The following is a 19391-nucleotide window of genomic DNA, read 5'->3' on the forward strand; positions in this document are numbered from 1 at the left end:
CAGCAGCTCCGGATCCTCCACCATGTCCACCTTGTTCAAAAACACCACGATCGCCGGGACGTTCACCTGCCGCGCCAGCAGAATGTGCTCCCGCGTCTGCGGCATCGGCCCGTCCGCCGCACTCACCACCAGGATGGCGCCATCCATCTGCGCCGCCCCCGTGATCATGTTCTTGATGTAGTCCGCATGCCCCGGACAGTCTACGTGCGCATAGTGCCGCGCCGGCGTCTCGTACTCCACATGGCTGATGTTGATCGTCAGCCCCCGCTGCCGCTCCTCCGGCGCATTGTCGATGTCGTAGTACCCCTTCGCCTGCGCCAGCCCCGCCGCCGCCATCGCATGCGTGATCGCCGCCGTCAGCGTCGTCTTCCCATGATCCACGTGCCCAATCGTCCCAATGTTCACGTGCGGCTTCGTCCGCTCAAACTTCGGCTTCGCCATCGCGTCCGGCTCCTCTCGCGGTGTCTCCTTTCCAAGGACAAGAGCCGCCTGCGGCGGCCCTGCTTCCTGGAGCCCACGACCGGACTCGAACCGGTGACCTTGTCCTTACCAAGGACACGCTCTGCCGCCTGAGCTACGTGGGCTCAACTCCCCGGAGCATTATAGCAGAGGGGGGGTGACCGTCAACGCGCGCAGGACGGCCGCGCACGCCGTCGAATTCGGCGAGCATGGACGTCATCTTCTGGCTGCTGTTCGGGCTGATCGTCTACTTCCTGTTCGTGCGCCCGCCCGGCTGAGCGGCGCCCCGCGCGGTCAGCGGCTGCCGGCGGGCACGGCCGCCGCGGGGAGGCGCAGCACGAAGGTGCTGCCCTGCCCCGGGGTGCTCTCCGCCAGCACGACCGTGCCCCCCATCTGCTCGGCCAGCTTCCGCGAGATGTACAGGCCGAGCCCGCTCCCGCCGGGCGCGCGCGTCAGTCCCCGCTCGAGCTGGCCAAAGCGCGTGAACAGACGGTCGCGGTGCTCGGGGGCGATCCCCACGCCGGTGTCGCGCACGGCGGTGACCACGGTGTCCTCCTCCACCGCGTGGGTGATCTCGATACCCCCCCGCACGGTGTGGCGGATTGCGTTGCCGACCAGGTTCACCAGGATCTGCAGGGCACGCTCGGGGTCCATCCGGACCGGCGGCAGGTCTGCGGGCGGCACGTAGGTCAGCGCCAGCCCCTTGCGCTCGGCGTCGGCGCGCAGCATGTCGACGGCCTGCTGCACCACGAGCCGCAGGTCGCCCGGCTCGACCCGCAGCGTCATCGCCCCCTGGTCCAGGCGCGCGGCGTCCAGGAACTCGTTGACCATGCGGATCAGGCGGACCGTAGACGCCAGGGCATCCTCCAGCGGCGCACGCACCGCCTCGGGCGGGTCGGCCTCCAGGGCCACCTCCAGATTCCCTTTCATTACCGTCAGCGGCGTGCGCAGCTCGTGCGAGGCGATGTGGAGGAAGTCTTCGCGGGCGCGCTCCATCTCCAGCTCGTGACGGATATCCCGTAGCAGCACCACGGCGCCCTGCACCCGCCCGTCGTCGCGCAGCGGCGTCGCCGTGACGGCCACGGGCAGGGGCGGCGAGGTTGCCAGCTGCAGGCGGACGCTCTGCGCCGGCTGGCCGCCCAACGCCCGGCGCACGGGGTGCGCCGCCGGAGCCAGCGGGGCCCCGTCGAGCTGCCGCAGGGGGAGCGCGTCCAGGATGGGGGCGCCGCGCAGCGCCTCGCGCGTGCGGCCGCTCAGGGCGGCCGCGGCGGGATTGCACAACTGGATGCGCCCGGCCGCGTCGGTGCACACCAGACCCTCAGCCATGTGGGCGAGCACGGTCTCCAGCTGCCGGGCCGCCTCTTCCACCTTGCCGCGCCCGCGGAGGTTGCGCGTGGCCAGGAAGTACGCCAGGCCGGCCATTAGCACCAGCCCCACCAGGCTCGGAACGCCGGCCATGGCCGCCTGCCCCATGGCGGGGAGACCGTCGCGGGCGGCCAGGAGCACCTCGGCCACCACGGCGACCACCGGCGGGCCGACCGGCACGATGATCGCGCGCGGCAGGTGCGTCCAGGCCAGCGCGAGGATGGGCAGGAACACGAGGAAGAAGTAGGGGCTGCGGGCGCCGCCCGTCAGCCAGGCGAACGCGGTGGTCAACACGCTGTAGATTGTCGTGGCAAAGACCGTGCGCCCGATGCCGCCTGCGGCCGGCACGACGTGGAACCACGCGGCCGTGAACAGGCTGCTGGCCACCATCACGGCACTCAGCCAGACGCGACGCGCGGGCTCGTCGGCCAGCAGGGCGAGGAGCCCGACCAGCAGGGTGAACGCCCACGCGACGCCCTCGGTCGCAAACTCGAACGCCGTGACGCTGGAACTCTGGCCGCGGCGCTGCCAGATGCGCTCCCGTTGCAGGTCCACGAGCCACGGCTCCGTGGCCAGGCCAAGGCCGAGCATGCCGTAGGTCACCACGCCGACCCAGCGGCCGATCGTCCCTGACCCTGCGGCCAGCGCGAGGACAGGCAGGGCGGCCGCCACCTGCGCGCCCGGGCGCAGGCGGGGCGCCCAGGCCGCCACGACGATGAGCACGGCCGCCAGGCCCATGGCGACGGCCAGGTGCGGCAGCAGGCCGGTCACCCAGGCGCCCCGCGGCCAGCCGAGCACCCCGGACGCGGCCAGCCCCAACGCGGCAAATGTCAGGGCGGTGACCAGCCCCACGCCCTGCAGCGCGGAGACCGGCCCGACCCGTGGCTGGCCGTGCCACCGGCGCGCCGCGTCCACGACCACGCCGACCGCGAACGCCGCGGACAGCGCGGCTCCCATCCAGACACGCGTCTGGGCCGCGCGCGCGGCGCCGGCCACGAACGGCAGCGCGCTGATGGCCGCCAGCGCCACCGCCAGGGGATGGTCGCGCCGCGCCTTCACCGCGTAGGCCACGAGCCCGCAGACGCCCGAGGCCAGGAAGAGTACCGTGAGGCGCGACAGCTCCAGCTTGAGCTGTCGGAGCCCCTCGGGCACGGGCGGGCCAGCGAACACGTGCGGGTAGGCGAGCGAGAGACACCCCACGACCAGCGACAGGGCGTTGGCCACGAGCAACAGGACCGACGGCTGCGGCGATGGGCGGTGCTGCACGATCGTCGGGCCTCCGCGGGCGAAATGTTCGGCGAAGCTCCCGGCACCTTACATACCCACTTCCGGCGAGCAGAAGACGTCCGGCGCCGCGCAGCCGATCGGCACCGCAGCCGACGCGGTGGCGCGCGGTGGCACCGCCCCATGCCGGGCCATGGGGTTCGTCCGCTGCACCAGCACTATCTCGCGCTCTGCCCGTCGCCCTGTGGCGCGCGGGCGCACCGGGCCACGGCACCCACGGCTCCCTGGGCCGGAGGGAAGCGTGTCGACGGCCACGTCGCGCCACGCGTGGTGCGATACGGCTCCCGGGTCGGAGGAGAGCGTTTCACGGCCGGCGAAAGCCGCGGCAGAGGTAGCCCATCGGGTGGCGTATCCCACCCTGCGGGCGAGGCCAACGAGGTGAGGGCCGCGTGGCCGCAACGGGCGGGAGCAAGCTGGACATGGGCGGCCGGCCCCCCCGGATCCTGATCGTCGACGACGAGCCAGGAATCCTGGAGCTGCTGCGCCGGCGGTTGGAAGCGCTGGGGTGCCAGGTTGCCGTCCTCCCGGGCGGGAGCCAGGTGGTGGCCTACGCCCGCGAGCACGCGCCCGATCTCGTCCTCCTGGACGTGATGATGCCCGACCTCGACGGGTTCGCGGTGTGCCAACAGCTGAAGGCCGACCCCAAGACCCGCGACATCCCGGTGGTGCTCATGACCGCGCGCACCGAGACCGATAGCCGGGTGCGCGGTCTCGAGCTCGGCGCGCACGACTACGTCGGAAAACCCTTCGAGACGGCGGAGCTGATCGCCCGGGTGCGCGCAGCGCTGCGGGTGAAGCGGCTTCAGGACGAGCTGAAGGAGGCCAACGCGCGGCTGGCACGCCTGGCCACCAGCGACCCGCTCACGGACCTGCCGAACCGGCGCACGTTCGACGAGCAGATCTTCGCGGAGATGGAACGGGCCCGCCGCTCGGGACAGACCGTCTCGGTGATCATGCTGGACCTGGATCGGTTCAAGCAGATCAACGACGTCTACGGCCACCAGGTCGGGGACGACGTCCTGCGCCACGTGGCGCGGGTGCTGGCCCAGCGTCGGCGCATCTCAGACCTCGTGGCCCGCTACGGCGGCGAGGAGTTCGTGTGGGTGCTCCCCGGCGCCAGAGACAGGGACGCAGTGGAGCTCGCCGAGTGGGTCAGGCGCGCGGTCGCCGACCTCGGGGTCGAGACGCCCCAGGGTCCACTGCAGGTGACGATCAGCGCAGGGGTGACCACGTACGACCCGGCCGAGCACGGGCCGCTTGGGGCGACCACCGTGCTGGAGGCCGCCGATGCGGCGCTGCGGGAGGCCAAGGCCAGCGGGCGCAACCGGGTGATCTTCCGGGCCATCGGGCCGGACGCAGAAGACGCCGGGATGATGCACGACACCGTCGCCCAGGAGCGGCCGTGGTGAGCGGCGGGGTAACGGTGCGACCTACCGTGGAGTGCGCTGCGGCTGCAACGTGCGCCCGCCCGCACGCATAAGGTAGAATACGGTCGGGCAGGTGGCGAAACCGGCAACCGCGGGGGCCTTAAAAGCCTCTGCCCGCCATGGGCTTGTGGGTTCGAATCCCACCCTGCCCACCACCTCGCTGGTGTGTACCCGGACAAGCCTGACGTGTCGGTGGAGGCGGCGGCCTCGTCAACGACTTGTCGATGACCTCGTAGCCAACCCTACGTGTGGGCGAACCGGCGCTGGCCTGCTCGTTGAGCAACGCGCTGGAAAAACAGGTCCTACGTGTAGTGTGGAGGCGGCGGCCGGATTCGAACCGGCGTATGGGGGTTTTGCAGACCCCTGCCTTGCCTCTTGGCTACGCCGCCTCGACATCGCTGGAGCGGGAGATGGGACTTGAACCCACGGCCTTCTCCTTGGCAAGGAGACGCTCTACCTCTGAGCTACTCCCGCCCGCGCCAGGCTACGTTCGATTATAGTCGGGACGCCCCGGCAAGTCCAGAATCACGGCCTGCCTCGCCTGCCCCGCACACGCGCGCAGCGAGGCCCACGCTCTTCCCACGCTGCGCGTTCATGCACTGTCGCCGAGCCAGCACCGGAACCTGCACCAATGACCTGACCGCGCCCGCGCTCCCCTCCGGCCGCGCGTCCGTGCACTGTGCCCGTCTGCCAGAGGTCACCCGCCCGTACGGGCGAGCAGGTCGAGCACCGCCTCCTCCAGCGAGGCCGGCGCGCCCCTGCGCGCGGCATACCCGGCCACCAGCGCAGCGGGCGGGGCACAGGCCAGCACGCGCCCACGGTCCAGCACGGCGACGACGTCACACAGGCGGCCGGCGTCCTCGACGTGGTGCGTGGCCACGATCACCGTGCGACCTCGCGCGGCCCGCAGGCCGGCCAGCAGGCGACGGAGGTCGGTGGCGGCCTGGAGGTCGAGACCGGCCGTGGGCTCGTCCAGCAGCAGGAGCGCCGGATCGTGGATGAGCGCGCGGGCAATGGCCAGACGCTGCCGCATGCCGGTGCTGTACGACCCCACGAGATCGTCGGCGCGGGCCGTCAGCCCCACCAGGGCCAGCAGGGCGTCCGCGCGCTCGCGGGCCTCCTGCGGGGGGAGGTCGTGCAGCGCCGCCGCGTACAGGAGGTTCTCGCGGCCGGTCAGACGCCAGTAGACGCTGCGCTCGCCGCCCAGAACGACCCCCAGCTGGCCGCGCACCGCGTCGGGACGACGCACGGCGTCGATCCCCAGCACACAGACCTCCCCGGCCGTGGGCACCAGCAGCGTGCCCACGATGCGCAGCAACGTGGTCTTGCCCGCGCCGTTGGGCCCCAGCACGCCCAGGACCATCCCAGGGGGCACGTCCAGCGTCACCTGATCGAGGGCCACCACCGCAGCGGCGCCGCGACGGGGTGCGCGAAACCGATGGGTCACCTCGCGCAGGCGCACCGCGGGCGCCGGCGGTGCGGGCGGCGACACCGCCGGGGCGGTGGCGGTCTCGCTCACCGGCGATCCGGCGCGGACGTGGCCGGCGGCGGGGACGCGGGCGCCGCATGCCCGACGGGATCCGCGCCGGCAGCGGGCACGGCGCGGGGATCGGGGTGCTGGGCCAGATAGGCTGCCACGCGCGCGGCGAGTCGCGGCCCCAGGACCTCGGCCAGCGCCTCGGGGGAGGCCGCGCGCACGCCCCGCACGGAGCCAAAGCGCCGGATCAGCTCGCGCTTGCGCCGCTCGCCGATCCCCGGGATGTCGTCGAGCACCGAGAAGACGATGCGCCGCTCGCGCAACCGGCGGCCCGCGGTGTTGGCGAACCGGTGGGCCTCGTCGCGCACCCGCTGGACGAGCTGCAACGCCGCCGCCTCCCGCGGCAGCCGCAGCGGCTCGGCGCGATCGGCCAGGTAGAGGAGTTCCTCCTCCTTGGCGAGCCCCACCGCGGGCGCGGCCACGTTGTACTCGAAGAGCACCTCGCGGGCCGCCGCCAGCTGGCCCCGGCCGCCGTCCACGAGGATCAGGTCGGGCAGCACCGACCACCGCGCCCTCACCGGCTCGCCACGGTCCAGCGCCTCCTGCTCCTGGCGGGCGCGCGCGAAGCGGCGGCGCAACATCTCCTGCAGCATGGCGTGGTCGTCGTGGGTCTGCGGCCCCCGCATGCGGAAGAGCCGGTAGTCGGCCTTGCGCGGCCGGCCGCCCTCGAAGACCACCAGCGAGCCCACCGCTTCGCCGGCCTGGAAGTGGCTGACGTCGTAGGCCTCGATGCGAAACGGCGGGGCCTCCAGGCCCAGGGCCTCCTGCAGCTCCACCACGCCTACGCCCGCCGGCCCGACCTCGCGGGCCCGGGCCTGGGCCAGGTAGAGGGCGGCGTTCTCGCGGGCCAGGTCCACCAGGCGGCGCTTCTCGCCGCGCTGGGGCACGGCGACCTCGACCGGGCCGCCCCGCCGTTGCGCCAGCCACGCGGCCAGCACCCCTGCGTCGGGCAGCGGCACGTCCACCAGGAGCTCGCGCGGCGTATCGGGGAGGTCCGCATAGTGCCGGGCCAGCACCTGGGAGAGCACCTCGCCGGCCGCGAGCCCGCGGGTGCCGGTGAGCATCAGGTGGTGCTCGTCGCGGATACGCCCGGCGCGGATCGTGAAGATCACCACGCAGGCCACGTCGCCCGACTGCGCCACGGCGGCGACATCACGGTCCTCCAGCGCAGCGCTGGCCATCCGCTGGCGCTCGGCGATGGCCTCCAGCGCCTGCAGCTGGTCGCGCAACTGCGCCGCGCGCTCGAACTCCAGCGCCTCGGCCGCTGCCTGCATCTCCGCCCGGAGGGCGTCCACCAGGGCGGCCTGGCGCCCTTCCAGGAAGGCGACGGCCTGACGGACCTGCTCCTGGTAGGCCGCCGCCGTGGCTCCCCAGGCCACACATGGCGCCGAGCACAGGCCCATGTCGTAGTCCAGGCACGGCCGCGGCAGGTCACCGGTGATCTCCAGCGCGCAGGTGCGCAGCTTGAAGAGCTTGCGGATGGTGCGAATCGTGCGGCCGACGAGCTTCGGCTCGTGGTACGGGTAGGGGCCGAAGTACCGGGCCCCGTCGCGCACGACCTTGCGGGTCATGACGATGCGGGGATAGGGCTCGTGGGTGATCTTCACGTACGGGTAGGCCTTGTCGTCGGCCATGCGGACGTTGAACGGCGGCTGGTGCTGCTTGATGAGGTTGGTCTCGAGGATCAGCGCCTCCACCTCGTTGGCCGTCACGATGGTGTCGACGCGGGCGATGCGCGGGACCAGCAGCCGCAGGCGGGGGTTGGACTGGGCCGCCGGCGCCTGGAAGTACTGGCGGACGCGGGCGCGCAGCGAGGCGGCCTTGCCGACGTACAGCACCCGGCCGGCGCCGTCCTTGAAGAGGTAGACCCCGGGGCGTGCGGGGAGCAGGCGCAGGGTGGCGCGCAGGTCGTCTCCCGCCCGCTCTGTCGCCTGCGGACCGCTGGCGTCACCGGCGCGCGCGCCTGGAAGCGTGGCCCGCCCCACGACCGCGCGCTCCTAGCGGCGGCGGGCCGCGCCGCCCGCCGCCGCTGGCGCACCCGGCGCCACCGCGGCGGCGTCGAGCACCCGGCGGAGGAACTGCCCGGTGTACGAGCCCGGCACCTGGGCCACCGCTTCCGGCGTGCCCTCCGCGATCACCTCGCCGCCGTAGTCCCCGCCTTCGGGCCCCAGGTCGATGACCCAGTCTGCGGTCTTGATCACGTCCAGGTTGTGCTCGATGACGACCACCGTGTTGCCGGCGTCGACCAGGCGGTGCAGCACGCCCAGCAGGCGCTCGACGTCGGCGAAGTGCAGCCCCACCGTAGGCTCGTCGAGGATGTACACGGTCCGGCCGGTGTCCCGGCGCGACAGCTCCGCGGCGAGCTTCACCCGCTGGGCCTCGCCGCCCGACAGCGTCGTCGCCGGCTGGCCGAGCTTGATGTACCCCAGCCCCACGTCGTCCAGGGTCTGGAGCTTGCGACGGAGGCGCGGGATCGCCTCGAAGAACGTCAGCGCCTCCGCCACGGTCATCTCCAGCACGTCGCTGATGGTCTTCCCCCGGTAGGTGACCTCCAGGGTCTCGCGGTTGTACCGCGTGCCCTTGCAGACCTCGCAGGGCACATAGACGTCGGGCAGGAAGTGCATCTCGATGCGCACGATGCCGTCGCCCTCGCAGGCCTCGCACCGGCCGCCCCGCACGTTGAACGAGAACCGCCCGGGGCCGTAGCCGCGCATCCGGGCCTCGGCGGTCTGGGCGAACAGCTCGCGGATCAGGTCGAAGGTCTTGGTGTACGTGGCCGGGTTGCTGCGGGGGGTGCGCCCGATCGGCGACTGGTCGATCTCGATGACCTTGTCCACGTGCTCGACGCCCTCGAGGCGATCGTGGGCGCCGGGCCGCTGCCGTGTGCCGTAGAGGCGCTGCCGCAGCCCGCGGTAGAGGATCTCGTCCACCAGCGTGGACTTGCCCGAGCCCGAAACACCGGTGACGGCCACGAACATCCCCAGCGGGATGCGCACGTCGATGTTCTTGAGGTTGTGCTCCCGGGCCCCCCGGATCACCAGCGCGTGCCCGGTCCCGGGCCGGCGGCGGGCGGGCACGGCGATCCGGCGCCGGCCCGAGAGGTACTGGCCGGTGAGGGACGCCGGGTGGCGCGCCACGTCCTCGGGGGTGCCGGCGACGACGACGCGCCCGCCATCGGCACCCGCCCCCGGGCCGATGTCGATGACCCAGTCCGCGGCGCGGATCGTCTCCTCGTCGTGCTCCACCACGAGGATCGTGTTTCCCAGGTCCCGCAGCCCGCACAGCGTGTCGATCAGCCGCCGGTTGTCGCGCTGGTGCAGGCCGATGCTGGGCTCGTCGAGCACGTAGAGCACGCCCACCAGGCCGCTGCCGATCTGGGTGGCCAGCCGGATGCGCTGGGCCTCGCCGCCCGACAGGGTCGTCGCCGTCCGGTCCAGGGTCAGGTAGTCGAGCCCCACGTTGACCAGGAAACCCAGGCGCGCCCGGATCTCCTTGAGGACCTGGGCCGCGATCAACTGCTCGCGGGGCGACAGGCGCAGGCCCTCGAAGAACTCCAGCGCGCCGCGCACCGTGCGGGCGGTGAGCTCCGCGATGTTCAGCCCGCCCACCTTGACGCTCAGGGACTCCCGCTTCAGACGCGTGCCCCGGCAGTCGGGGCACGGTGCCGTGGTCATGTACTGCTCGAGCTCTTCCCGCACGTAGTCCGAGTCGGTCTCCCGGTAGCGGCGCTCGAGCTGGGGGAGCACGCCCTCGAACGGCGCCTCGTAGCTGCGCAGGGCACCCCACTTGGTGTGGTAGCGGATCCGGATCGGCTCGCTGCTCCCGTGGAGCAGGACGTCCACGAACGCCCGTGGCAGCCTGCGCACCGGCGTCTTCATGTCGACGCGGTAGTGGGCCGCCAGCGACTGCAGCAGCTCCTGGTAGTACTCGCTGGTGGACGCGGCCCAGGGGACCACGGCCCCGTCCAGGAGGCTCTTGTCGCGGTCCAGGACCAGGTCCGGGTCGAACTCCTGCTTGAACCCCAGGCCGGTGCACGTCGGGCACGCCCCGTAGGGGCTGTTGAACGAGAAGATGCGCGGCTCGATCTCGGGCAGCACCGTGCCGTGGTCCGGGCAGGCGAACTGCTGGCTGAAGACCAGCACGCCGTCGTCGGGCGTCGGCCCCCGGCGGGCCCGCGGCACGGATGCGGCAGGCGCGCCCTCGCCGTCGCCCACCACGTCGACGAAGACCAGCCCCTGGCCCAGCTTTAGCGCCGTCTCCACCGCGTCGGCCAGGCGCGCGCGGACGTCGGGCCGCACCACCAGCCGGTCCACCACCACCTCGATGGTGTGCTTGCGGTGCTTGTCCAGCGGAATCTCCTCGGACAGGTCGTAGACCAGGCCGTCCACCCGCACTCGGGCGAAGCCCTGCCGGCGCAGGTCGTCGAAGAGCTGGCGGTACTCGCCCTTGCGGCCGCGCACGATGGGCCCCAGCACCTGCACCCGGGTCCCCTCGCCCAGCGCCAGCACCTGGTCCACGATCTGCTCCCGGCTCTGCCGGGCGATGGGCCGGTCGCACCGGGGGCAGTGCGGCGTCCCGACGCGGGCGTAGAGCAACCGCAGGTAGTCGTAGATCTCGGTGACGGTCCCCACGGTCGAGCGCGGGTTGCGGGGCGCGCCCTTCTGGTCGATGGAGACCGCCGGCGACAGCCCGTCGATGCTGTCGACGTCGGGTTTCTCCATCAACCCGAGGAACTGCCGGGCGTAAGCGGACAGGGACTCCACGTACTTGCGCTGTCCTTCGGCGTAGATGGTGTCGAAGGCCAGCGAGGACTTGCCCGACCCCGAGATCCCGGTGAGGACCACGAACCGGTCCCGCGGGATCTCCACGGTGATGTTCTTCAAATTGTGCTCGCGTGCGCCGCGGACGACGATCCGGTCGCGTGGCATGGCGTCCCCGTCTACCCCCGCCGCCGGCCCCGCCCGGGACCGCGTCCCCGCCCACGCGCCCCGGCCCGCCCGCCCGCGCCGGCGAAGAACGGCTCGCCCAGGCCCTTGCGCAGCTCGGTGATCTGGTCGCGCAACACGGCGGCCTTCTCGAACTGCAGCTCGGCGGCGGCCTGGCGCATGGCCCGCTCCAGGGCCGCGATCGTCTGCTCGAGTTCGGCCGGCGACAGCATCAGCAGCCGCGCCACCTCCCACGGCACCTTGGCCCGCTGGGTCTCGGCCAGGCGGATCAGCTCTTCGGCGGTCAGGAGCTCCGCCGACGGCTGGTAGGTGGCCAGGTCCTCGGCCACCTGCTCGACGTCGATCATGTCGCGGATGGGCTTGACGACCGTCGCCGGCGTGATGCCGTGCTCGGCGTTGTAGCGCAGCTGGATCTCCCGGCGGCGGTTGGTCTCGGCGATGGCGCGGCGCATCGAGTCGGTGACCTCGTCAGCGTAGAGGATGACCCGGCCGGCGACGTTGCGGGCGGCGCGTCCCATGGTCTGGATCAGCGCGGTCTCCGAGCGCAGGTACCCCTCGCGGTCCGCGTCCAGGATCGCCACCAGCGACACCTCGGGCAGGTCCAGCCCCTCCCGCAGCAGGTTGATGCCGACGATGACGTCGTAGGTGCCCAGCCGCAGGTCCTTGAGGATCTGCACCCGCTGGAGGGTGTCGATCTCGGCGTGCAGGTAGTGGACCTTGACGCCCAGTTCCTGCAGGTAGGCCGTGAGGTCTTCGGCCATGCGCTTGGTGAGGGTCGTCACCAGGGTGCGCTCGCCCCGCGCCACCTGGGCCTTGATCTCCGCCAGCAGGTCGTCCACCTGGCCACGGGCCGGACGGACCTCTACGTACGGGTCGACGAGCCCGGTGGGCCGCACGATCTGCTCGACCACCCGGGCGCTCACCTCGAGCTCGAACGGCCCGGGGGTCGCCGAGACGAAGATCGCCTGGGGGATCAGCCGCTCGAACTCGTCCCACGACAGCGGCCGGTTGTCGTAGGCCGACGGCAGCCGGAACCCGAACTCCACCAGGTTGCGCTTGCGCGAGCGATCGCCCTCCAGCATCCCCTTGACCTGGGGGATCGTCACGTGGCTCTCGTCGACCACGAGCAGGAAGTCCCGCGGGAAGTAGTCGAGCAGGCAGCCCGGGCGCTCGCCCGGTGCCCGCCCGTCCAGGTGCCGGGAGTAGTTCTCGATGCCCGGACACGTCCCGGTCTCGCGCAAAAGCTCCATGTCGTAGCGCGTGCGGAACTCCAGGCGCTGCGCCTCCAGCAGCCGGCCCTGGCTGCGGAACCACGCGAGGCGCTCCTGCAGTTCCGCCTCGATGGAGGCCAGGGCCCGCGCCAGCCGCTCCTCCGTCGTCACCCAGTGCCGGGCCGGCCAGATCGCCACGGCCTCCTTGCTCTCGAGCACCTCGCCGGTGAGCGGGTCGAGTTCGAGGATCCGCTCCACCTCGTCCCCGAACAGATCGATGCGAACGGCGCGTTCCTCGTAGGCGGGGAAGACCTCGATGACATCGCCCCGCACCCGGAACCGGCCGCGGGCGAAGTCGATGTCGTTGCGCTCGTACTGGATGTCCACCAGCCGCCGCAGGAGCTCCTCGCGGGTGCGGCGCTCGCCGCGGCGCACCAGCAGCATGACTTCCTTGTAGTCCTCCGGGCGGCCCAGGCCGTAGATGCACGACACCGAGGCTACCACGATCACGTCCCGCCGCTCCATCAGCGCCTTGGTGGCGGCGTGCCGCAGGCGGTCGATCTCGTCGTTGATCGACGCGTCCTTGGCGATGTAGAGGTCGGTCTGGGGCACGTAGGCCTCGGGCTGGTAGTAGTCGTAGTACGACACGAAGTACCGCACCGCGTTGTGGGGGAAGAACTGGCGGAACTCGCTGTAGAGCTGCGCGGCCAGGGTCTTGTTGTGGGCCAGGACCAGGGTGGGGCGCTGGAGCTGCTCGATCACCCGGGCCACGGTGTAGGTCTTGCCGCTGCCCGTGACCCCCAGCAGCGTCGTGTAGCGGTGGCCGGCCCGGACGCTCTCCACCAGCTCGGCGATCGCCCGCGGCTGGTCACCGCGCGGGGGCAGATCGGTCTCCATCGTGAAGGCGGACATACTTTCAGTATATCAGGGGGCGGGCGGGTTCCCCCGGGCATCGCGGCGGCCTTGCTGCCCCGCCTCACCCTGCCAGCGGCGCCAGAGCGCCTCCACCTGCCGACGGGTCTCCTCCGGCGTCCCGCTGTTGTCGATGACCCAGGTGGCCTCCGCCAGCTTCTCTCGCAGCGGTCGCTGGGCGGCGATCCGCGCCCTGGCCTCCTCCCGGGTGAGCCCGTCCCGCGCCATCAGGCGCGCCTCCTGCGCGGCCTCGTCCAGCCAGACGACCACGATCCCGTCGAACGGATACAGGTCGGCGGGGGCGGTGTCGAGCAGCAGCGGGATCACCAGGACGATGACGCCGTCTGGGTGGGCCGCCGCCGCGGCGGCCAGCGCCTCGGCCATGCGCTGGCGCACGTGGGGGTGGACGATCCGGTTCAGCGTCGCGCGGGCCTGGGGGTCGCCGAAGACCCTGGCCGCCAGCGCCGCCCGGTCCAGGGTGCCGTCGGGACGGACCACTGCGGGCCCGAACGCCGCGACCACCTCGCGGTAGGCCGGGGCGCCGGGCGCGACCACCTCCCGGGCCAGCGCGTCCGCGTCGATGACGTGCGCGCCCAGGTCCCGCAGCATGCGGGCCACGAGGGTCTTGCCGCTGGCGATGCCCCCCGTCAGGCCGATCACCTTCACGCGTCGACTCCGGTCGCGTCGGCTCGCCCGCCGTCCTCGCGCCCCGTTACGGCACGGGCCGCATCTCGGCCCAGTTGGGTCCGACCTTCGCCTCGGCCACCAGCGGCACCCGGAGCGGGTACGCACGCTCCATGCGCGCCACCACCTCGCGCGCCACGCGCGCTTCGGCGCCCTGGGGCACCTCGAAGAGCAGCTCGTCGTGGATCTGGAGCGTCATCCGCACCCCGGGGTGCGCCGGCAGCACCTCGCGGGCGATGGCCAGCATGGCGAGCTTGATGATGTCGGCGCTGGAGCCCTGGATCGGCGTGTTGATGGCGGTGCGCTCCGCCGCCTCGCGCACCTGGCGGTTCCGGCTCAGGAGGTCGGGCAGGTAGCGCCGCCGGTTGAGCACGGTGGTTACGAAGCCGTCGCGCCGGGCCTGCTCGACGACCTCCTGCATGTACCGGCGGACGCCGGGGAACCGGGCGTAGTACCGCTCGATGACGGCACGCGCCTGCGCGCGGTCGATCCCCAGCTGTGGGGCCAGGCCGTGCTCGCTCATGCCGTAGGCGACGCCGAAGACGATGGTCTTGGCCCGGCGGCGCAGCTCGGGGGTGACGGCCGCGCGCGCCACCCCGAACACCTCGGCGGCGACGACCGCATGCACGTCGTCGCCCCGGGCGAACGCGTCGACGAGCCCGGGGTCGCCGGTGATGTGGGCCAGCACGCGCAGATCGATCTGGGAGTAGTCGACGCTGAGCAGCACCATCCCCGGGGGCGCCACGATCGCCCGCCGGATCTTCCGGCCCTCCTCGGTGCGGATGGGCAGGTTCTGGAGGTTGGGCGACTCGGTGATGACCCGCCCGGTCGCGGCCAGGGTCTGGTTGAACGTGGTGTGCACGCGCCCGGTGCGCGGATCGGCCAGACGTGGCAGCACGTCCACGTAGGTGGACTTGAGCTTGGCCAGCTCGCGGTGCTCCAGGATCTTCGCCACCACCTCGTGCCGGGATGCCAGCGCCTCCAGCACCTCGGCGTCGGTGGAGTAGCCGGTCTTGGTGCGCTTGAGCGGGGGCAGCTGCAGCTTCTCGAACAGCACGAAGGCGAGCTGGCGGGGGGAGCCGAGGTTGAACTCGGTGCCCACCAGGTGGTAGATCTCCTGTTCCAGCGCCTGCAGGCGGCCGGCGAGCTCGTCGCCAAGCGCCGCCAGGTAGGGCAGGTCCACGGCGACGCCGTGGCGTTCCATCTCGGCCAGCACCGCCGCCAGCGGGAGCTCGACGTCCGCGAACAGCCGGTCCACCTCCCGCTCGCGCAGGCGCGGTTCGAGGATCTCGCGCAACCGCAGGAGGGCCGCCGCGGCGAGACCGGCCCAGGCGCCGTCGGGGGCATGGCGCGACGCCGGTCGGTCCTCGTCCAGGTCCAGGCCCAGGAAGTCCCGGGCCGCGGTCGCCAGGGTGTGCGTCCGTTTGTTGGGGTTCAGCAGATACGACGCGATGCTGACGTCGAAGTCGAACCCCCCGGGACGCACGCCGCGGGCGGTGAGGGTGAGCAGGTCGCTCTTCAGATCGGCGCTCACCTTGCGGATCGCCGGATCCTCCAGGACCGCGGCGATCGCGGGCGGTAGGCGGTCGTCGTGCACCGGCGCCCAGGCTGCGCCGGCCGCCGAGGCCAGGCCGACCGCGCGCAACGGGGCCACGAGGGGATGGCCGTCGCCGCGAGCGAAGGCGACGCCGATGCACGCCGCGCCCCGGGCCAGGCGCGCGAGATCGTCGCCGCCGACCGCCGGCGCGACGGTGGGAGCAGCCGACGGGCGGGCAGCGGGGTCGGGCTGCGCGCGCATGCGCTCCAGGAACACCCGGAACTCCAGCTCCGTGAACAGGGCCTCCACGGCGTCACGATCGGGGGGGCGGGTGCGCAACGCCTCCCAGTCGACGGTGAGCGGCACGTCGGTGCGAAGCGTCGCCAGCGCTTTGCTCTGCCTGATCTGGTCGGCCGCCTGGGCGAGGGCCGCGCGCAGCCTGGGCGGGACCTCCTCCAGGCGGGCGAGGAGTTGCTCTACGGTGCCAAACTGCGCCACGAGGGACGCTGCGGTCTTCTCGCCGACCCCGGGGACGCCAGGGATGTTGTCGCTGGGATCGCCGCGCAGGCTCTTGTAGTCTGGCAGCAACGCGGGGGCGAACCCGAAGCGCGCGCGCACCCGGGCCTCGTCGTACACGACGGTCTCGGTGACCCCCCGGCTGGTCACCATCACGCGGATCCGGGGACCGACCACCTGGAGCGTGTCCAGGTCGCCGCTCACGATCAGGACCTCGAGGCCATCGGCGGCCGCGCGGCGCGCCAGCGTCGCGATGACGTCGTCGGCCTCGTACCCCGGGACCTCCACGATGGGAATCCGCAGCGCCTCCAGCACCCGCTTGGCCAGGGCCACCTGCGGCCGCAGGTCGTCGGGCATCGCCTCGCGGTGGGCCTTGTAGGCCTCGTACTGCGCGTGCCGGAACGTCGGCTCCGGCCGGTCGAAGGCCGCGGCGATGAAGTCGGGACGCTCTTCCTCCAGCACCTTCAACACCATGGCCGTCAGGCCGTAGACCGCGTTGGTGGGCCGCCCCGACGAGGTCGTCAGGTAGGGCAGCGCGTAGAACGCCCGGTAGATCAAGCCGTTGGTGTCGAGGAGGACCAGCGTTCCGCTCACGGGCGCCACCCGCGGCAGGCATCGTCGGACCGCACGTCAGGTTGCGGAGGCTTAGGCCGCAGGTCCACGACAGGTGGTGCCGGGGGCGGGATTCGAACCCGCAAGGGGCCTATGCCCCACTTGATTTTGAGTCAAGCGCGTCAGCCAGTTCCGCCACCCCGGCCAGGCCCATGGTAGCATTCGGCGTTGGGACGGTTCAACCGGCCAGGGCAGGCGGCGAACCCGGGCCACCATGCGTCGGCGCTTCGAACCCCGCGCGGTCATGGGCGCGCGGCTACTGAGCGCGCAACCAGTCCGGGGCACCGTGCGTCGGCGCTCTGGACCCCGCGGGCTGTGCCCCGTCGAGGATCCCCAGGTAGTGCCCGAAGAACCACCGCCGTACCCTGGGCCGCGCCAGCCACCGGACCGCCGGCCCAAGCGCCCGCCGGGGCAGCGCGAGCAGCAGGAGGTTGCCGAGCAGCAGGACCCGGTAGCGCCATCGTGCGGTGGCAAGGAACGCCCGGTAGGCGTCCTGGGCTCGGGCTTCGGTGAGCCGGCCATCGAGCACCTCGCGGAGCAGCGTGCCGCACCGCAGGCCGGCCAGCACCGCCGTGCGGATCCCTTCGCCCGACAGCGGCAGGCAGTGGCCCGCCGCATCGCCCACCACGAACACGTCCGCGGCGACGCCCGCGGTCCATCCCGTGGCGAGGTAGCCGCCGTGCAGGTCGCCGGGCGTCACCCCGAACCGGCCCATGAACCGCCGGAGGACGGGGAGCAGCTTCGTGCGGCCACGGTAGGAGAGGACGCCAAAGCGTGTCCGGTCCCCCGCCGGGAATGCCCACGCGTAGCCGTCGGGGAGGTCCGGGAGGAAGTGGAAGTGCAATCCGGCGTCCACCGGCCGGGGGACCTCCGACTCGATCCCGAAAGCCACGTAGCGCGGCCGGCTGGGGCCTGCCAGGGCCGCGCGGGGGCCGGTCGCGTCCACCAGGAACCGGGCCTCGACCACGCCGTCTGATGTCAGTACCCGCCGGCCGTCGCGTCCGCGCACCCTGGCCAGGCGAAACGCCGCCCCACACCCCGCAGCCGCCTGGTGGCAAAAACGGCGATAGTCGAAGGTGCAGAAGGGTTCGGGTAGCGGCCAGCGGGCGTCACCGTCGGGGGTGTGCAGCACGAGCGCATCGTGCACCTGCGCGATGGCTGCCTCGGCGCCCATCAGGCGCACGACGCGCACGGGCGCGGCGCACGCCGAGGTCACGCCCTCCCCGATCCGCTGCGGGTCCAGCAGCAGGATCCTGTGGGCAGGTCGCGTGCGGTCGGACCTTCCTGCGGCTGCAGACGGCCCAGCCGACGTCGATCGCGTAGTTCCGCTGCGAGAGCCGGGCCTCCCTGCGTCCGCGGACGGCCCTCCGGGCGGGCGCACCCCCAGGTCGGCTGGAGGGCCGCCAGCCGGCGCTCCGGCCAGCGCGCGGGCCACCGCCAGCCCGGCGAACGACGCGCCCGCGATGACGACGTCCCAAACGCCGCCGGTGGACCCGTCGTCCATCACTATCACTCGACCGGCCGCGCGTGCTCGAACTTCACGCCGCCCCGATGGGCGGGGACGGTCAGGGTCCCGTGGCGCGTGATGCTGATCGACAGTCCCAGGGCCCGCAGGCCCTCCACCACGCCGCCCCGGATCGTAAGCGCACCGTCCAGCGTGGCCGGATCCCCCAGCGCCACGATGGTGAACGGTGCGACCAGCCGCTGGAGATCGACCACGATCGTGCCCCCCACCTGGCCGAACCCGGTGGTCGCCACCACGCGCTGGCCGTTCACCGCCACCGCCTCTGCCCCGGCGGCCCACAACTCGTTGACGATGGCCACCAGGTCGTGGTAGGTGACCACCACGGGCGCCCCGGCGGTCTTCTGTGGGGCGTCCTGGACCACGACCACCACACCGGGCCCCTGCATCGCGCGCAGCCCGGCCTGCACCCGCAGGTGCTCCAGCTCTTTGCTCATGGCCGCGGCCAGCGTCTTCCCCTCGGCCGCGGTGCGCTCGTACTGGGCCAGCTGCTGCGCGAGTTCCGCGACCCGGCGCTCGAGCGCCGCGCGGGCGGCGCGCTCCTGCTGGAGCAGCGTCGCCATAGCGTAGATGTTGCGCGTGGGCACCTCCGGCTGGGCGCTGAGCAGGCGCCCGGCCCGAAACTGCACGACGAAGAGGAAGCCCAGCCCCAGCAGCACGACAGCGGCCACCAGCTGGAGGCCCGCGACCCTGGCCCGGGCGCGGCCTCTCACGGCGCGCTCCGGCGGGCCGCCTCGATGCGGGCCTGCAGGCGGGCCCGGCCTTCTGCCCCCACGAAGACGCCCACGTGGCGGCCAGCCAGCCGGCCCCACGGGTCGACGAAGACCGTCGTGGGGATCCCGGTGACGCGGTAGGCGTCCGCCACGCGGTTGTCGCGATCGATCGCCGCAGGGTAGGTCAGCCCGTGCCTGCGGAGGAACTGTCGCGCGTCCTCGTCGCGGTCCTGGATGGCGATCCCCAGCAGCACGACGCCCCGGCCCTCCATCGCCTCCCAGGTCCGCTGCAGGTCGGCGGCCTCCAGCTCGCACGGCTTGCACCACGAGGCGAAGAAGTTGAGCACCACCACCTGGCCGCGGAACTCCTGCAGGGCGATCGTCCCGGGGTCTCGCAGCGACGGGAGCACGAACGCCGGCGCGGGGGCGCGCATCGCGGCCGTCTCCTGGGGGAACGTGGGCGGCACCGGGACGCTGCGGGTGCCGGCGAGATACGCACCACCCGCAGCGATCCCCACCAGCAGCGCGGCCAGGCGCCAGGGAAACGTCGCCGTCCGTCCGGACAGCCGCGTGCCTGCCGGCTGCGCGTCCGTCCCAGCGTGCGCGGCGATCACCTCCGGGGGCGCAGGGGCCGCCCCGTGATCCCCGGACGCACCGAGGGCGGCG

The 19391-nt window shown here is 72.7% G+C and carries 12 protein-coding genes and 5 tRNA genes; 2 read left to right on the forward strand and 15 right to left on the reverse strand.

The window, feature by feature from the left end; all coding sequences use genetic code 11:
• From QN157_00005 to QN157_00015, 3 genes are all read right to left on the reverse strand, one after another.
• Positions 1 to 441: GTP-binding protein (locus tag QN157_00005; GenBank protein ID MDR7553972.1), on the reverse strand; the 441-nt coding region annotated here is incomplete at its 3' end.
• Between the two features lie 67 nt (positions 442 to 508).
• Positions 509 to 584 (reverse strand) — tRNA-Thr (locus QN157_00010).
• A gap of 169 nt (positions 585 to 753) precedes the next feature.
• Positions 754 to 3090 carry a PAS domain-containing sensor histidine kinase gene (locus tag QN157_00015; GenBank protein ID MDR7553973.1) on the reverse strand — a complete coding sequence of 779 codons (2337 nt, stop codon included), beginning with the start codon at positions 3088 to 3090 and terminating at the stop codon, positions 754 to 756.
• Between the two features lie 407 nt (positions 3091 to 3497).
• Between QN157_00015 and QN157_00020 the strand changes: the two genes are divergently transcribed.
• Together QN157_00020 and QN157_00025 are read left to right on the forward strand one after the other, a co-directional pair.
• Positions 3498 to 4517, forward strand: coding sequence for a diguanylate cyclase (locus QN157_00020; protein ID MDR7553974.1), 1020 nt, complete (start codon positions 3498 to 3500; stop codon positions 4515 to 4517).
• Positions 4518 to 4602: 85 nt separating this feature from the next.
• Positions 4603 to 4690, forward strand: a tRNA-Leu gene (locus QN157_00025).
• Positions 4691 to 4849: 159 nt separating this feature from the next.
• Here QN157_00025 and QN157_00030 read toward each other — a convergent pair.
• The 12 genes from QN157_00030 to QN157_00085 form a co-directional block, all read right to left on the reverse strand.
• Positions 4850 to 4924, reverse strand: a tRNA-Cys gene (locus QN157_00030).
• 10 nt (positions 4925 to 4934) lie between these two features.
• A tRNA-Gly gene (locus tag QN157_00035) sits at positions 4935 to 5009 on the reverse strand.
• 223 nt (positions 5010 to 5232) lie between these two features.
• Positions 5233 to 6054: an ABC transporter ATP-binding protein gene (locus QN157_00040; GenBank protein MDR7553975.1), complete on the reverse strand. Its 822-nt coding sequence runs from the start codon at positions 6052 to 6054 to the stop codon at positions 5233 to 5235.
• Positions 6051 to 8057: an excinuclease ABC subunit UvrC gene (gene uvrC, locus QN157_00045; GenBank protein MDR7553976.1), complete on the reverse strand. Its 2007-nt coding sequence runs from the start codon at positions 8055 to 8057 to the stop codon at positions 6051 to 6053. Before uvrC ends, QN157_00040 begins: the two co-directional genes overlap by 4 nt.
• A 12-nt stretch (positions 8058 to 8069) precedes the next feature.
• A complete protein-coding gene (gene uvrA / locus QN157_00050; protein ID MDR7553977.1) occupies positions 8070 to 11000 on the reverse strand; it encodes an excinuclease ABC subunit UvrA in 2931 nt (976 codons plus the stop codon).
• 11 nt (positions 11001 to 11011) lie between these two features.
• A complete protein-coding gene (gene uvrB, locus QN157_00055) occupies positions 11012 to 13141 on the reverse strand; it encodes an excinuclease ABC subunit UvrB (GenBank protein ID MDR7553978.1) in 2130 nt (709 codons plus the stop codon).
• A gap of 12 nt (positions 13142 to 13153) precedes the next feature.
• The gene (coaE, locus tag QN157_00060) at positions 13154 to 13807 is read right to left on the reverse strand and encodes a dephospho-CoA kinase (protein MDR7553979.1); all 654 of its coding nucleotides are present in this window, start codon (positions 13805 to 13807) and stop codon (positions 13154 to 13156) included.
• Between the two features lie 46 nt (positions 13808 to 13853).
• Positions 13854 to 16472, reverse strand: coding sequence for a DNA polymerase I (gene polA / locus QN157_00065; GenBank protein ID MDR7553980.1), 2619 nt, complete (start codon positions 16470 to 16472; stop codon positions 13854 to 13856).
• 74 nt (positions 16473 to 16546) lie between these two features.
• Positions 16547 to 16635: transfer RNA gene (locus QN157_00070), tRNA-Leu, on the reverse strand.
• Positions 16636 to 16746: 111 nt separating this feature from the next.
• Positions 16747 to 17706 (reverse strand): hypothetical protein, encoded by a 960-nt coding sequence (locus QN157_00075; protein MDR7553981.1) that lies wholly within the window; start codon positions 17704 to 17706, stop codon positions 16747 to 16749.
• Between the two features lie 293 nt (positions 17707 to 17999).
• Positions 18000 to 18725 carry a DUF881 domain-containing protein gene (locus tag QN157_00080; protein ID MDR7553982.1) on the reverse strand — a complete coding sequence of 242 codons (726 nt, stop codon included), beginning with the start codon at positions 18723 to 18725 and terminating at the stop codon, positions 18000 to 18002.
• Positions 18722 to 19339, reverse strand: coding sequence for a TlpA disulfide reductase family protein (locus QN157_00085; GenBank protein MDR7553983.1), 618 nt, complete (start codon positions 19337 to 19339; stop codon positions 18722 to 18724). Before QN157_00085 ends, QN157_00080 begins: the two co-directional genes overlap by 4 nt.
• Positions 19340 to 19391: the final 52 nt, after the last annotated feature.

The organism is Armatimonadota bacterium, from assembly GCA_031459855.1.
GTDB classification, from domain to species: domain Bacteria; phylum Sysuimicrobiota; class Sysuimicrobiia; order Sysuimicrobiales; family Humicultoraceae; genus Fervidifonticultor; species Fervidifonticultor primus.

Excerpts from the sequence above, each read along its gene's own strand:
- uvrA (MDR7553977.1), bottom strand. The coding sequence starts at position 11,000 with ATGCCACGCGACCGGATCGTCGTCCGCGGCGCACGCGAGCACAATTTG.
- uvrB (MDR7553978.1), bottom strand. The coding sequence starts at position 13,141 with ATGTCCGCCTTCACGATGGAGACCGATCTGCCCCCGCGCGGTGACCAG.